Annotated in this window: 14 protein-coding genes; 10 read left to right on the top strand and 4 right to left on the bottom strand. The window is 68.0% G+C overall.

Annotation, left to right across the window (positions count from 1 at the left end):
- Positions 1 to 35 precede the first annotated feature (35 nt).
- Together OHS03_RS05440 and ilvA are read left to right on the top strand one after the other, a co-directional pair.
- A complete protein-coding gene (locus OHS03_RS05440; protein WP_062985629.1) occupies positions 36 to 1214 on the top strand; it encodes a serine hydrolase domain-containing protein in 1179 nt (392 codons plus the stop codon).
- Between the two features lie 60 nt (positions 1215 to 1274).
- Positions 1275 to 2498: a threonine ammonia-lyase gene (gene ilvA / locus OHS03_RS05435; RefSeq protein ID WP_328661256.1), complete on the top strand. Its 1224-nt coding sequence runs from the start codon at positions 1275 to 1277 to the stop codon at positions 2496 to 2498.
- 44 nt (positions 2499 to 2542) lie between these two features.
- Here ilvA and OHS03_RS05430 read toward each other — a convergent pair whose 3' ends face one another.
- Positions 2543 to 3166 carry a TetR-like C-terminal domain-containing protein gene (locus OHS03_RS05430; RefSeq protein WP_328661254.1) on the bottom strand — a complete coding sequence of 208 codons (624 nt, stop codon included), beginning with the start codon at positions 3164 to 3166 and terminating at the stop codon, positions 2543 to 2545.
- Between the two features lie 49 nt (positions 3167 to 3215).
- On the opposite strand from OHS03_RS05430, the gene OHS03_RS05425 reads away from it, so the two are divergent.
- From OHS03_RS05425 to OHS03_RS05415, 3 genes are read left to right on the top strand one after another with little or no spacing between them, the layout of a single operon-like run.
- Positions 3216 to 4331, top strand: a complete 1116-nt coding sequence (locus OHS03_RS05425; protein ID WP_328661250.1) for an Rv3169 family protein — start codon at positions 3216 to 3218, stop codon at positions 4329 to 4331.
- Between the two features lie 10 nt (positions 4332 to 4341).
- Positions 4342 to 5334, top strand: a complete 993-nt coding sequence (locus OHS03_RS05420; protein WP_328661248.1) for a TIGR03617 family F420-dependent LLM class oxidoreductase — start codon at positions 4342 to 4344, stop codon at positions 5332 to 5334.
- Positions 5325 to 7700: a PEP/pyruvate-binding domain-containing protein gene (locus tag OHS03_RS05415; RefSeq protein ID WP_328661247.1), complete on the top strand. Its 2376-nt coding sequence runs from the start codon at positions 5325 to 5327 to the stop codon at positions 7698 to 7700. The genes OHS03_RS05420 and OHS03_RS05415 overlap by 10 nt, the downstream gene beginning before the upstream one ends.
- Before the next feature lie 22 nt (positions 7701 to 7722).
- Here the strand turns inward: OHS03_RS05415 and argH are convergent, their stop codons facing one another.
- Both argH and OHS03_RS05405 read right to left on the bottom strand, forming a co-directional pair.
- The gene (argH, locus tag OHS03_RS05410) at positions 7723 to 9141 is read right to left on the bottom strand and encodes an argininosuccinate lyase (protein ID WP_328661245.1); all 1419 of its coding nucleotides are present in this window, start codon (positions 9139 to 9141) and stop codon (positions 7723 to 7725) included.
- Between the two features lie 106 nt (positions 9142 to 9247).
- Complete coding sequence (locus OHS03_RS05405; protein WP_056824327.1) at positions 9248 to 10450, bottom strand: argininosuccinate synthase; 1203 nt, start codon at positions 10448 to 10450, stop codon at positions 9248 to 9250.
- A gap of 271 nt (positions 10451 to 10721) precedes the next feature.
- Between OHS03_RS05405 and OHS03_RS05400 the strand changes: the two genes are divergently transcribed.
- The 5 genes from OHS03_RS05400 (at position 10722) to OHS03_RS05380 (ending at position 12970) form a co-directional block, all read left to right on the top strand.
- Positions 10722 to 10862 carry a hypothetical protein gene (locus OHS03_RS05400; protein WP_165610251.1) on the top strand — a complete coding sequence of 47 codons (141 nt, stop codon included), beginning with the start codon at positions 10722 to 10724 and terminating at the stop codon, positions 10860 to 10862.
- 30 nt (positions 10863 to 10892) lie between these two features.
- Positions 10893 to 11024: a hypothetical protein gene (locus OHS03_RS05395; protein WP_255284563.1), complete on the top strand. Its 132-nt coding sequence runs from the start codon at positions 10893 to 10895 to the stop codon at positions 11022 to 11024.
- A 62-nt stretch (positions 11025 to 11086) separates the two neighbouring features.
- Positions 11087 to 11242, top strand: a complete 156-nt coding sequence (locus tag OHS03_RS05390) for a hypothetical protein (RefSeq protein WP_156677664.1) — start codon at positions 11087 to 11089, stop codon at positions 11240 to 11242.
- A 66-nt stretch (positions 11243 to 11308) separates the two neighbouring features.
- Positions 11309 to 12118, top strand: a complete 810-nt coding sequence (locus OHS03_RS05385) for an aldose epimerase family protein (protein WP_328661243.1) — start codon at positions 11309 to 11311, stop codon at positions 12116 to 12118.
- A gap of 30 nt (positions 12119 to 12148) precedes the next feature.
- Positions 12149 to 12970, top strand: coding sequence for a DUF4184 family protein (locus OHS03_RS05380; protein ID WP_328661242.1), 822 nt, complete (start codon positions 12149 to 12151; stop codon positions 12968 to 12970).
- On the opposite strand, the gene OHS03_RS05375 is transcribed toward OHS03_RS05380, so the two are convergent.
- Positions 12854 to 14269, bottom strand: a complete 1416-nt coding sequence (locus OHS03_RS05375; RefSeq protein ID WP_328661240.1) for an MFS transporter — start codon at positions 14267 to 14269, stop codon at positions 12854 to 12856. The genes OHS03_RS05380 and OHS03_RS05375 overlap by 117 nt on opposite strands.
- Positions 14270 to 14301 lie beyond the last annotated feature (32 nt).

The following is a 14301-nucleotide window of genomic DNA, read 5'->3' as shown; positions in this document are numbered from 1 at the left end:
GACCGGTCCCCAGTGTGCGATGGCATGCTCGGGTGATGGGAGTTACCACAACACAGTCGGTGGATCGCCGTTTCGTCCGCTTGGTCGCCGTCTTCGACCATCTGTTCCGCAAGCCCGCACACGGCGGTGGCGCGCTGTGTGTCTATCTGCACGGCGAGCCGGTGGTGGATGTGTGGGCGGGCTATGCGAGTCCGGGTGTGCCGTGGACGGCGGAGTCGGTGGCGTTGGGTTTCTCCACCGGAAAAGGCGTGGCCTCCACAGTGATCCACCAGTTGGCCGATCGCGGGCAGCTCGACTACGACAGTCCCGTCGCCGAGTACTGGCCGGAGTTCGCCGCCGCGGGCAAGGCCGACATCACCGTGCGTGATGTGCTCACCCACCGCGCGGGCCTGCACCGTCTGCGCGGTCTGTTGCCCGGCCCGATCGAGAGTTTCCTCGATGACGAAGCCGTCACCGCCGCCCTGGCCGCGGCCGCTCCCGACCCTCGGCACCGGATCACCAGCGGCTATCACGGCATCAGCTACGGGCACTTGGCCGCCGAGATCGTCGCGCGGGTCACCGGCCGCGATTTCGTCGATGTGGTGCGCACCGAGCTCGCCGAACCCCTCGACGCCGAAGAACTCTGGTTCCGGGTGCCGCACGACCAGCGCCACCGCATCGCCACCACCTTCCCGCGCCTGCGCGCCGCGGGCATGGACTGGGACACCGGCTCCGACCTGCTCACCCGCACCCGCTTCAGCGCCGCCGCCGAAACCACCCCGCGCGGTTTCGCCGACCTGATCGTCGATGCGCGCGTGCACGATTCGGTGATGCCCGGGGTGAACGGCGTCTTCTCCGCGCGCGCCCTGGCCCGTCTCTACGCCGCCCTCGCCAACGGCGGCGAGCTCGAGGGCACCCGCATCCTGTCCCCCGACTCGATTCCCCGCTTCGCCACCCGCCAGGTCTTCACCCCCGACTATGTCCTGGCGTTTCGTATCCCGTGGGCCCTCGGCTTCCACGGCGTTCCCATGAAACCCTCCAAGGCCGACCCCATCTCCGCCTTCGGCCATTTCGGCCTCGGCGGCTCAGGCGCCTTCGCCGACCCCGAGACCGGCCTGTCCCTGGCCTTCGTCACCAACCGTCTCGGCGGCAGACTCACCCCGCTGGGCGATGCCCGCCTCACCCGCCTCGGCACCATCGCTCACAACATCGCCAAGACCGAACTACGCACCTGACCCTGCCCGGTTCCGAGCCGGGCCCGGAACCGACGCCTCGTACCGGTCGGGCCTGGCACTATGTGGCGGATGGAGACCGTTGGGCTGGCGCGGATCGAGGAAGCCGCGCGACTGTTGGAGCCGGTGATCCGGCGGACGCCGACCGTGGGGTCGCGGGTGTTGTCGGAGCGGGCGGGCACGCAGGTGCTGCTCAAATGCGAGAACTTGCAGCGGACCGGGTCGTTCAAGCCACGCGGGGCCTACAACCGGATCGCGCATCTTCCCGCGGCGGATCGGGCGCGGGGTGTGGTGGCGGCCAGCGCGGGCAATCACGCGCAAGGGGTGGCATGGGCGGCGAGCGAGCTCGGGATCGCCTCGACGGTGTTCATGCCGGTCGGGGCCTCGCTGCCGAAGCTGGTCGCTACGCGCGCCTATGGCGCCGACGTGCATCTGGTGGGTGACACGATCGATGAATCCTTGATCGCCGCACAGGAATTCGCCGACCGGACCGGCGCGACCCTGATCCATCCCTTCGACCATCCCGACATCGTCGCCGGTCAGGCGACGGTCGCGCTGGAGATTCTCGAGCAGGTTCCCGATGTGGGCACGGTCGTCGTGCCGACCGGTGGCGGTGGGCTGCTCGCGGGCGTCGCGGTGGCCTTGCACGCGTTGGCGCCGAATGTCCGGGTGATCGGCGTGCAGGCGGCCGAGGCGGCGGCGTGGCCGGATTCGCTGGCGGCGGGCCGACCGGTTCGAGTGCCGCGGATGTCGACGATGGCCGACGGTATCGCGGTCGGGCTACCCGGCGCGGTGCCGTTCGTCCATGTCGCCGAGCTGGTGTCCGAGATAGTCACCGTCGACGAGGACGCCCTGTCGAGAGCCCTGCTGCTCTGCCTCGAACGGGCCAAACTCGTCGTCGAGCCCGCGGGTGCGGCGGGCGTCGCCGCCTTGCTCGCGTCCGCGCTCCAGGATCTGCCCGGCCCGGTGGTGACCATCTTGTCGGGCGGAAATATCGACCCGCTTCTGCTCACCCGCGTGATCGGCCACGGTCTCAGCGCCGCGGGCCGCTACCTGGCCATGCACGTCACGATCGATGACCGTCCGGGAGCCCTGTCCGCGCTGCTCGCCGTGGTCGGGCGCGCGGGCGCGAGCTTGGTCGACGTCGTGCATTCGCGCACGGGTCCGTGGCTGGCCGTCGACGAGGTCGAGGTGTCACTCACCGTGGAAACCCGAGGTGCCGCGCATCGCGACGACGTCCTGGACGCACTACGTGCTGCGGGTTTCCGCGTCCACGCGGAGCTCTAGGAACCCGGCGCGCCCACCTGGTTTCCGGCAAGCACGAGAGCCCGCTAGCCGCAGCCCTCGGGCGCCCGGTCCGGGGGCCAGCGGTCGGTGATCAATTCGGTCATCTGGTCCACCCAGGTGTCGTCGAGGGCGGCGTCGCGGCGGATGAGGATGCGGAAGATCGCGGTGCCCGCTACGACTTCGGCGAGCATGGGGAGTTGATCATCGGCGCGGCGTTCGTGGCCGAAGCGGGATTCGAAGGCGGCGAGGTCGCCGGCCAGTCGGTCGATCATCATTGTGTGCACTTCGGGGGCGGCGACGGTGTCCGCGATCAATCCCGGTAGCGCCGAGCGCACCTCGGGGCTGTCGAACATCGTGCGGACCGTCTCGACCAGTGCCCGGATGTCCGCGCGGATATCGCCGCCCGAAACATCCGGTGGCGCGATGACTTCGGCGGACAGCACTGCCTCGTGGACGAGCTGCGCCTTGTTCGACCATCGCCGGTAGATGGCGGCCGTGGTTGTCCCGGCACGCGCGGCGATCGCCGACAGCGACAGCGCGGGGTAACCCGTGTCGAGAATCAGCTCCCTGGTGGCCGCGATGATCGCGGCATCGATCCGGCTGTCGCGTGGGCGCCCCGGGGTGGATGGCGCAGACCTCTTGCCTTCGCTCCCGCCTTCTGTTGTCATGATCACAGCATAATTCCAATACGGCATGCATCATATTTGAGGACGACCTGTGAATCTGAGCCCGCTCGACGAGTACCCGCTGCATCAGGTGGCTGCGCCCCTCACCTGGCCGGGCGCCTCCGATCGGAACTTCTACGATCGGTCCTACTTCAACGTGCTCGACCGGGACGGACGCTTCATGGCGCTCACCGGGATCGGCTATTACCCGCGCCTCGGGGTCAAGGACGCATACTTCGTCGTCCGCCGGGGTGACACCCAGACCGCGGTGCGGCTGAGCGACGCCATCGATGACGACCGCCTGCACCAACACGTCAACGGCTACCGGATCGATGTCGTCGAACCCCTGCAGGAGCTACGCCTGACCTTGGCCGAGACCGAGGGCATCGCCGCGGATCTGACCTGGCGCGGGCTGTTCCCCGCCGCGCTGGAGCGGCCGCACGAGATGCTGACCGAGCGGCGAGTGACGTTGCAGGCGTGCCGCTTCGCCCAGGTCGGTACATGGGAGGGCTGGATCGAGGTCGACGGCGAACGGTTGACGGTCGAGCACGACACCAGTGTGGCGAGCCGTGATCGTTCGTGGGGCATCCGCCCGATCGGCGCGCCCGAACCCGCCGGGCGCCCGGATGCCGCGTTCCGCGGCATGTGGTGGCTCTATCTGCCGCTCGCGTTCGACGACTACCAGCTGTTCCTGATCCTGCAGGAGGATCCCGATGGTCACCGCAGCCTCTACGACTGCACCCGCCGCTGGCGCGACGGTCGCGTCGAGCAGCTCGACGGTGTGCGTGCGACCATCCACTACCGGCCCGGAACGCGGATCCCGACAGGCGCGCACGTCGAGTTCATGAACAGGGCGGGTGATCGGATCGAACTCGACGTCGAATCGGCGTTGTTCGCGCCCATCGCGTTCGGCTCCGGTTACGGCGGCGACTCCTCGTGGGCACACGGCACCTGGAAGGGCGGACCGTTCGCGGAACGCGTCAGCTACGACATGACGGATCCGGAGGTCATGGCCAGAGCGCCGTTCAGTCTCATCGACCACGTGGGCCGAGCGGTGTGCACGGAAGCCGACGGGCGCACGCGCGAGGGCGCGGGCCTGTTCGAGCACGGCGTGATCGGACCGCACTATCCGTCGGGTTTCTCCGACTGGACCGACGTGGCGAAATAGGCACGGTGCCATGAAGATCATGACAGCGCTCTACGGGCCGACGGATGCGGTCGAACGCGCGACCGTGCTCCGGGAGGCAGGCGCATCCGGGGTATTCACCTTCGAAGGACCGTTCGACGTGTTCACGCCGCTGGTGCTCGCATCGGCGGTCAAGGGGCTCGACGTGATGTCCAACGTCGCGATCGCGCTGCCCCGCAATCCGATTCAGCTGGCACACCAGGCCAACGATCTGCAACTGCTCACCGAGGGTCGGTTCATCCTGGGTCTGGGCACGCAGGTGCGCGCGCAGATCGAGAAGCGCTACGGGGCCGAGTTCGACCGCCCGGTCGCGCGGATGAAGGAGATGGTGGGGGCGTTGCGCGCGATCTTCGCCACCTGGAACGACGGTGCGCGACTGGACTTTCGCGGTGAGTACTACCGACACACCCTGATGACGCCGACCTTCGTCCCGGGGCCGAACCCGTACGGTCCGCCACCGATCTATCTCGGTGCGCTCGGGCCGCGGTTGACCCAAGCCACCGCGGAGGTGGCCGACGGTCTGCTGGTGATGCCGTTCGGGACGAAACGGTTCCTGCACGAGACGACGTTGCCTGCCGTGCGGGCCGGTCTGTCGGCCGCCGGACGCTCCGAGGACGACTTCGAGGTCGTGCCGGAGATCATCGTCTCGGTAGGTGACGACCACGCCTCGACCCGGATGCTGTTGGCGTTCTACGGTTCCACCCCGGCCTACCGGCCGGTGCTCGACGCCCACGGCTGGGGTGATCTGCAGCCGGAACTCAACGCGATGTCCAAGCAGGGACGGTGGCGGGAGATGGCCGCCCTGATCGACGACGACATCCTCCACACCATCGCCGCGTGCGGCACTCCGGCCGAGGTGGCCGCGCATATTCGCGATCGGGTCGACGGTGTGTCGGACCGGCTCTGCCTCTATCAGCCGGGGCCCATCGCTGTCGACGCGCTCGCCGAGATCGTGGACGCGCTGAAAGGATCCCCATGTCACTGACAACGATCGAATTCGACCAGGTCATCGATGACAGCTACGGCGGCAAGGCGGCCGGGCTGGCCGAACTGCGCCGTCTCGGACTCGCTGTGCCGGTCGGATTCGTCATCGCCGACGCTTCCGCACAGGACGGCATCGACGCTGTGACGGAGCGGTTCTCGGAGCTGACCGCCGGCGCGACTTCCGTGGCGGTCCGGTCCTCCGCGGTCGGGGAGGACGGAGACGACCAGTCCTTCGCCGGCCAGTACGACACCGTGCTCGGTGTCGACTCCGTCGATGCCTTCGCCGCGGCCGTGCGCGAGTGCGCCGCGTCCGTCCATTCCCGGCGAGTGGCGTCCTATAGCGAAAAAGCTCCCGCCACTATGCATCTGGTGGTGCAGCAGATGGTCGACGCGCGTGCCGCGGGCGTGGTGTTCACCGCGGATCCGGCAACTGGCCGACGCGACCTCATGGTGATCGACGCCGTCGCGGGGCTCGGCGAAGCGCTCGTCGACGGTACGGCATCGTCGGACCACATCGTCCTCGATTCCCACGGCGATACCGCCGTGTGCGAGGTCGGCGCGGTCCCCGTCTTGTCGCCGACGGAGATCGCCGAGATTCGGTCCGATGCGCTGCGCGCCGCGCGGCACTGGGGCAGGCCGATGGACCTCGAGTGGGCGATCGACCGCTCCGGCACACTGTGGTGGCTGCAGGCTCGACCGATCACCACCCTGCCCGGTGACCTCAACGAGATGGATTCGCCGCTCGCGGGCGCCGACCACGTGTACACACGCTGCAACATCGGCGAGATGATGCCGGGGGCCTTCTGCCCGTTGACCGCCTCGGTGTCCGGTTATGCCATCGACTACGCGATGCAGATGACGCAGGTGGTGGCGCGGGCGCAGCCGAGGTACGAGCGGCCGTGGCTGCAGGTCGGCTATTTCTACGGGCACATGTTCCTGAACCTGACCGAGGGCACGGCGCTGAGCTCGGGCCTGCTCGGCAACTCGTTGGAGCAGTTCTCCACGTCGATCTGCGGCCGGGTCGTCGAGGAACTGAAGGCCGAACCGCCGAAACCGTTCGCCCGCAGACTCGTCAACACGATCCGACTGACCACGCACGCGTTGTCCGCCGGGCCCGCGATCCGCCGTCTGGACGACAAGATCGCCGGATTCCGGATCCCGACCGGCGACGACCCGCGAGAAATACTGCGCCAGTTGGAGTTCGGTGTCGACGAGTATTGCGACATCACGCTGACTCATGTGCGGTCCTCGTCCCGCGCGGCTGTCGCGGCCAACATTCTCGAGGGCGTGCTGATCAAACAGGCGGTCGAGAACGGACTCGACGCGGACGAGGGTCGTGCCGAGGCCACCCGGCTGATGGCCGGCGCGTCCGATGTCGAGAGCGCGCTCATGGTGGAGGAGCTCGACGCGGTGGTGCGAACCATCGCCGCCGATCACATGGCCGCCGAGAGGTTCCTCGCGGCGGAGCCTGCCGACGCGGTGATCGAGCTGCGGACGGCGAGTAACCCCGGCGGCGAGGCGTTGCGACAGTTCTCGGCTCGGCACGGTCACCGCGGGTACCGCGAGCTGTGCATGCGCGATCCGTCCTGGGCCGAAGACCCCGGCGGGCTGGGAGCGATGATGCAGGTCATGCTGCGCTCCGCACTGGATCCGGCCCACCGCGCACCGCTGCCCGCGCCCGAGCGGACGCCCGGATCGGCGACCATCAGGTTTCTCGCCCGGCTGGCGCAGGGCGGCGCCCGCGGACGCGAGAAGACGAAGTCGAAGATGGCGATGATGGCGCACGCGCTGAAGCTGGGCTACCGCCACCTGGGAGCGGTGCTGGCCGAGTCGGGGCGACTGCCCGATGCCGACCTCGTCTTCTTCTTCGACCGTGCCGAGTTGGCTCGCGTCGCCGGCGCGGATGACATCGCCGACCTCGTGCAGTGCGCGCTGCAGCGGCGAGAAGCACTGGCGTACCAGAACTCCCTCGAGTTCGACGACGTATCGGTGGGCAGGCCTGCCCCGCGGCTCGCCCCGCCGCCGCACGCGATCACCGACGATCAGATCGTGGGCAGGCCCGCGAGCCGGGGCAGCGTCGAAGGCGTTGTGCGCGTGGCGAAGTCGATCGTCGACGCGCGAGAAGTGCGGCCCGGCGAGATCCTGGTCGCCCCGGTCACCGACGTGGGGTGGACGCCGTACTTCACCGTGATCGGCGCGCTGGTCACCGACATCGGCAGCTCGGTATCGCACGGCGCTGTGGTGGCGCGCGAATACGGTCTCCCGTGCGTGGTCAACACCTTGGTGGCCACGACGGTGCTGCGCACCGGAGACCGGGTCCGGGTAGACGGCGACCGAGGTCTGGTCACCCGGCTCGGACCGCCCTGACGCCAGGCCCGCGCCCTGGCGATCAGCTCAACCAGGCGCGGGCATCCTCGGCGGTCTTGCGGACCTCGTCGAGCTGTTCGGCCACACGCACACCGGCGGTGCCACCACGGGCGTTACGCGAAGCGATCGAGCCCCCAACCGTGAGCACCTCGCGCACACCGGCGGTGAGCGCGGGGTCGACGGCGGCGAACTCTTCGTCGGTCAGCTCGTCGAGACCGACACCGCGCGCCTCGGCGACGCGCACGCACGCACCGGCCGCCTCGTGGGCGACACGGAACGGAACACCTTGGCGCACCATCCATTCCGCGATATCGGTGGCGAGGGTGAACCCGGCGGGTGCGAGTTCGGCCATGCGGTCGGTGTGGAAGGTCAGGGTGCCGACCAGACCCGCGATGGCGGGTAGGAGGAGTTCGAGCTGGGCCACCGAATCGAACAGGGGCTCTTTGTCTTCCTGGAGGTCCCGGTTGTAGGCCAGCGGTTGGGCTTTCAGCGTGGCGAGCAGGCCGGTCAGGTTACCGATCAGACGACCCGCCTTGCCACGGGTGAGCTCCGAGACATCCGGGTTCTTCTTCTGCGGCATGATCGACGAGCCCGTCGACCACGCATCGGCCAGGGTGACGTAGCCGAATTCCGGTGTGCTCCAGATGATGACCTCTTCGGCCATCCGGCTCAGATCGACACCGATCATGGCCAGCACGAACGCGGCCTCGGCGGCGAAATCACGCGAGGAGGTGGCGTCGATCGAATTGGCCGCGGAGGCGGTGAAATCCAGTTCGGCGGCGATCTGCTCGGGGTCGAGGCCGAGCGAGGAACCGGCCAGCGCGCCCGAACCGTACGGCGAGATGGCGGCGCGCTTGTCGAAATCACGCAGACGTTCCAGATCACGCAGCAGCGGATGCGCGTGGGCGAGCAGGTGATGCGCGAGGAGCACCGGCTGGGCGGCCTGCAGGTGGGTCTTGCCCGGCATCACGGCGTCGGGGTGCGCGGCGGCCTGGGCGACGAGGGCGTCGACCACGTCGAGCACACCGGCGGCGACGCGACGCACACCGTCCCGCAGCCACATCCGGAACAGGGTCGCCACCTGGTCGTTGCGCGAACGACCGGCCCGCAGTCGGCCGCCGAGTTCGGTACCGACCCGCTCGATCAGCCCGCGCTCGAGTGCGCCGTGCACGTCCTCGTCGGAGTCGGCGGGGCCGTAGGCGCCCGAGGCGACATCGGCGGCGAGCGCGTCCAGTCCGGCCAGCATGGCGGGCAGGTCGTCGTCGGCGAGCAGTCCGGCCTTGTGCAGCACACGGGCATGCGCCTTGGAAGCGCGGATGTCATAGGGGGCCAGCACCCAGTCGAAGTGGGTCGACTTACTCAACGCCGCCATCGCCTCGGCCGGACCGGAAGCGAATCGCCCACCCCAGAGCGCACCTTCGTTGGTTCCACTGTGGGTCATAGTCGATGTCTCCTCCGGGTCGGGATGGCGGGCATGGATGATGACGGCACCGGCCGATCCGTGGGGACCGGCCGGTGTCGAGACTACGAGGGTGACTCTGCGCCTGTTACTTCTGGTTCAGGTCGCGACGGGCGGCGACCTTCGAGGACAGGCCGTGGATCTGGACGAAGCCCTTGGCCAGGGACTGGTCGAAGGTGTCGCCCTCGTCGTAGGTGGCCAGGTTGAAGTCGTAGAGCGACTGCTCGGAGCGACGGCCGTTGACCACCGCGGACCCACCGTGCAGCACCATCCGGATCTCGCCGGTGACGGTCTGCTGGGTGTCGGAGATGAAGGCGTCGAGCGCGCGCTTGAGCGGGGAGTACCACAGGCCGTCGTAGGCCAGCTCGCCCCAGCGCTGCTCGACCTGCCGCTTGTAGCGGGCCAGCTCACGCTCGACGGTGACGGCTTCGAGGGCCTGGTGCGCGGTGATCAGCGCGATGGCGCCCGGCGCCTCGTAGATCTCGCGGCTCTTGATGCCGACGAGCCGGTCCTCGACCATGTCGAGACGACCCACACCCTGACGGCCCGCGCGGGTGTTCATCTCCTCGATGGCCTGCAGCACGGAGACCGGGCGGCCGTCGATGGCGACGGGCACACCCTTCTCGAAGGTGATGATGACCTCGTCGGGCGCCTCGAAGTTCACCGTCGGGTCGGCGGTGTAGTCGTAGACGTCCTTGGTGGGCGCGTTCCACAGGTCCTCGAGGAACCCGGTCTCGACCGCGCGGCCCCACACGTTCTGGTCGATGGAGAACGGCGACTTCTTGGTGACGTTGATCGGCAGGCTGTTCTGCTCGGCGAAGGCGATGGCCTTCTCACGGGTCCAGGCGTAGTCACGGACCGGGGCGATCACCTCGAGGTCGGGCGCGAGCGCACCGATGCCGACCTCGAAGCGGACCTGGTCGTTGCCCTTGCCGGTGCAGCCGTGCGAGACGGTGGTGGCGTTGTGGAACTTCGCGGCCTCGACGAGGTGCTTGACGATCAGCGGCCGGCTGATGGCCGAGACGAGCGGGTACTGGCCCATGTACATTGCGTTGGCCTGGATGGTGGGCAGGCAGTACTCGTCGGCGAACTCGTCGCGCGCGTCGACCACGATGGCCTCCACGGCGCCGCAGTCCAGTGCGCGCTGTCGGATCGCGCTCATGTCCTCGCCGCCCTGGCCCAGGTCGATGGCCACGGCCACCACCTCGGAACCGGTCTCCTTCGCGATCCAGCTGATGGCGACGGAGGTGTCAAGCCCACCGGAGTAGGCGAGTACGACGCGATCGGACATGTCTGTTGTGCTCCTCGAAGTCTGGTACGTACAAAGGGCTGCCCTGAGCAGTATGGATGCTCCGGCCGCCGGTCGGCTCACGCCGTTGCTACAAATGATTATGCATGATGATGCAATCTCATTCATAACCGGGGGGTACGGCCTCGGGCCGACTACCGCGAAATAGCCGATCACCTGCGACGACGCCATCGCCACCCTAGGCGAGTACGCTCAGCTATGAGACGCTGGTCACAGCAGATAGCCATTGGGTCGGGACCGAAGGAGAGCCATCATGCAGTCGCTACGTGATTTCGCCGAGGCCAATTACGACCTGATCGGAACCGTGGTCATCGGACTCGGGAACCTCGGCCTGACAGTGGCCAAGGCCGTCATCGACCTCGGCACTCCCCTGCTCCAGGGATTCTTCGCCTGACCCACCGACCTCGAATCCAGGGAGCACATCATGGATGAAGTCCTGCAGTTCCTCTCCGACAATTACGAGGCAGGCGCCGCCCTCGGCCTCTATGTCGGCCGTGCCGTCTTCGAGATCACCGCCCCACTGACCCTGCTGATCCTGAACTTCCTCAACTCCTGACACCTCACCTGTGGCACTCTGGGAGAGCACTATTCGGCTCGCCACACGTGAGGACGAACAAGATGCTCCACTACATCGCGCAGGAATTCTCGACCCTCGGCAACGGTGTTCTCGATGTCGGCAGGGCAGTCGTCGAGCTGGTCCAGGACATCATCGACATCGCTGTTCCGAACAACCGCGGTGGCGGCGCGGGCGGTGGGCAGTACCCGTTCAACTGACGGCGCATCCCCGCTGACGGCGTGAGTTACCGCTGACGGCAGCGCCGCGCGGCTAGTGTGCGAATCATGACCGACGATGTTCGGCTCGACGCAGGTTCCGCAGGTCTCACGATCGCCCCCGGCGACGGCGGTGCGATCCACAGCCTCACCGTCGACGGCACCGAACTGCTCCGGCAGGATCCGGGCACCGGCTGTTTCGTCATGGCGCCGTGGGCCGGTCGGCTCGGCGAGGGCGAACTGACCGTCGGCGACCACACGTATCAGATGCCGATCAACAACCCGCCGCACAGCATTCACGGCACCGCCCGCGACGGAGCGTGGGAGGTGGTCGCGGCCTCGCCGACCGAGGCGACGATCAGCCATCGTCTCGGTGATCCGTGGCCGTTCGCGGGCACGGTCACCCAGACGTTCACCCTCACCGACACCGGCCTCACCCTGGCGATGCGCATCGCCACCGACCACGACGCCTTCCCCGCCCAGGGCGGCTGGCATCCGTGGTTCCTGCGCGAAGTCCCGCCCGCGACCGGGCCGGTGCGGCTCGATTTCGACCCGGCATGGCAGTACGAACGCGGCGACGACTACCTGCCCACCGGCCGCAAGATCGCGCCGACACCGCCACCGTGGGACGACTGCTTCGGCATGCCCAACGGCGTTCTCGCCCGCCTCACCTGGCCCGGATTCCTGGAATTCACCATCACCAGCCCCGTCCACGACGCGGTCGTCTGGACACTGCCGGAACAATCCCTGTCGGTGGAGGCCCAGTCCGGCCCACCCAACGGCCTGAACACCGAACCACGGGTGGTCACACCCGACTCACCGCTCGATGTGCGCGTCGACTGGACCTGGCAGCGTCTATCGACTCCGCAGCCCGAGTAGCCCCGCACCACAGCCGATTACGGTGAATCCGTGCCGATCACGTTCGCCCATCCTGTCGCGGTGCTGCCCTTCGCTCGATATCTCCCCCTTCCCGCACTCGTCGCGGGATCCATCGCCCCCGATGTCGTCTACTACCTGCCTGGTCCCCTGTCCGGCACCACAACCCACTCGGTTGTCGGCGTCCTGTGCTGGGACCTGCTGATCGGCCTCGTACTGCTTGTCGCCTTCCGACTTTCCGACGGCCCGGCGTCGACGCTTCTCCGCCTCTCGCCCTCCTCTTCCCCTGATCCCAGATCAGCGGGGCTAGAGGTGGTTTCGACGGTCACCGCCATCGCGCTCGGTGCCGCAACACATGTGATTTGGGATTCCTTCACTCAGACAACAGGTTTCGCGGTCCAGCACTCGGCTCTGTTGCAGACGTCGGTCATCGAGCCGCACAAGACCTACAACGTCCTCGGCTATCTCTCCTCTCTCGCCGGAACAGCGACCCTCGCCTACCTTGTGGTGCGCCGCACCCGGCGCACCGTTCGCACTCCCACGTGGACGCACCGGGCCGTCGTCGCCGTGCTGCTCGCCGCGCCCGTCATCGGTGCGGCGCTCGCCGTCGACGACCCGGTCACCCGGGTCAGCACCTACGACCTGATCCGACACACGATCGTCGGTGCGGCTCAGGCGACGGTTGTCGCCTGGGCCGTCTACGCCGTGCTCTGGCGTCTCGGCACAGGTCGCATGCGCTCATTGCGGCGAGCGGACGCTGCGGAAGGTGAGTGCGACCAGGAAGGTCAGGGCGGCGATGACGGCGGCTGCCGCGAAGGCGGCGGTCATGCCGCCGACCAGGGCATGGGTCGGTGAACCGCCCGCGTCGCGCGCGGCGGTGCCGAAGATCGTCACCAGGACGGCCAAGCCCAGCGCGCCGCCGGTCTGCTGCATGGTCTGTAGGGCGCCGCCCGCCGCACCCGCCTCGTCGGGCGAGACCGTGGACATGATGATCACGTTCAGCGGTGAGAACGCCAGCCCGATACCGCAGCCCATCGCCACCATCGCTACGAACAGCAGTGGGAAATAGCCGGAGTTCTCCGACAGCCGGGTCAGCAGTACGAGTCCGATGACCATCGCGACGGCGCCGGTGAGCGTCACCGGCTTCGGGCCCAGGCGCGCCAGTAGCCGCGGGATCAGCCGGATCATCGTGAACATCAGCACCGCCGTGGGCAGGAACGCGAAACCCGTTGCCAGCGAGCTCATTCCCAGCACGTCCTGCAGATATTGCGTGAGGAAGAAGAACATCGACATGCCTGCCATCGGCCCGAGGAACATGTTCAGATAGGCGGCGGCGCGGTTACGATCGGCGAACAGGTGCAGGGGCAGAAGTGGTTGTGGCGCACGCAGTTCGATCGCGATGAAGGCCGCCAGCAAGGCCACCCCGACCGCGAGCCAGATCTCGGTGCCCGCCGCGCCCCACCCGTGCGAGGCGGCACTGATGAAACCGTAGACCAGGGCGGCCACGCCCGCGGTCGCCGTCACCGCGCCCGGCAGGTCGAGCCGGGCGGCGCGACGCGGCAAGTCGGGCAGGTACCGCAGTGCGAGTACCGCGATGACCAGGCCGAACGGCACATTGATGAACAGCACCGAGCGCCAGCCGAACCATTCCGTGAGCAACCCGCCGACGATCAAGCCGATCGCGAATCCGGCGCTGGACATCCCGGAGAACAGTGCGAGCACCCGGATTCGAGCCTTGGGCTCGGTGAACGTAGTGGTCAGCAGCGCAAGGGTATTCGGCCCGGCCATGGCGCCGCCGATGCCCTGGAGCACGCGGGCCGCGAGCAACCACCCGGCCGACGGCGCCAGGCCACCGGCCAGCGAGGCCACGGTGAACAGCACCACGCCCGCGGTGAACATGGTGCGCCTGCCGAACAGGTCGCCCGCGCGGCCACCGAGCAGCAACAGGCCGCCGAAGACGAGCGTGTAGGAGTTCATCACCCAGGACAGGCCGGTCGCGCTGAACTCCAGGTCGGTCCTGATGTGCGGCAGCGCCACATTCATCACGGTGATGTCGAGAATGATCATGAGCTGACAGGTCAGCAGGGTGACCAGGACGAGCCGTGGCCGAACGCGTTCGGCCCGGTCGATTTCGGAGAGTGTGGGGGTAGTCAAGAACGCTCCATCAACAAGGAACTCAAACGGAG

Source organism: Nocardia salmonicida (genome assembly GCF_036142455.1).
Classification (GTDB): Bacteria; Actinomycetota; Actinomycetes; order Mycobacteriales; family Mycobacteriaceae; genus Nocardia; species Nocardia salmonicida.
This window is presented reverse-complemented; position numbering and strand designations above follow the sequence as displayed.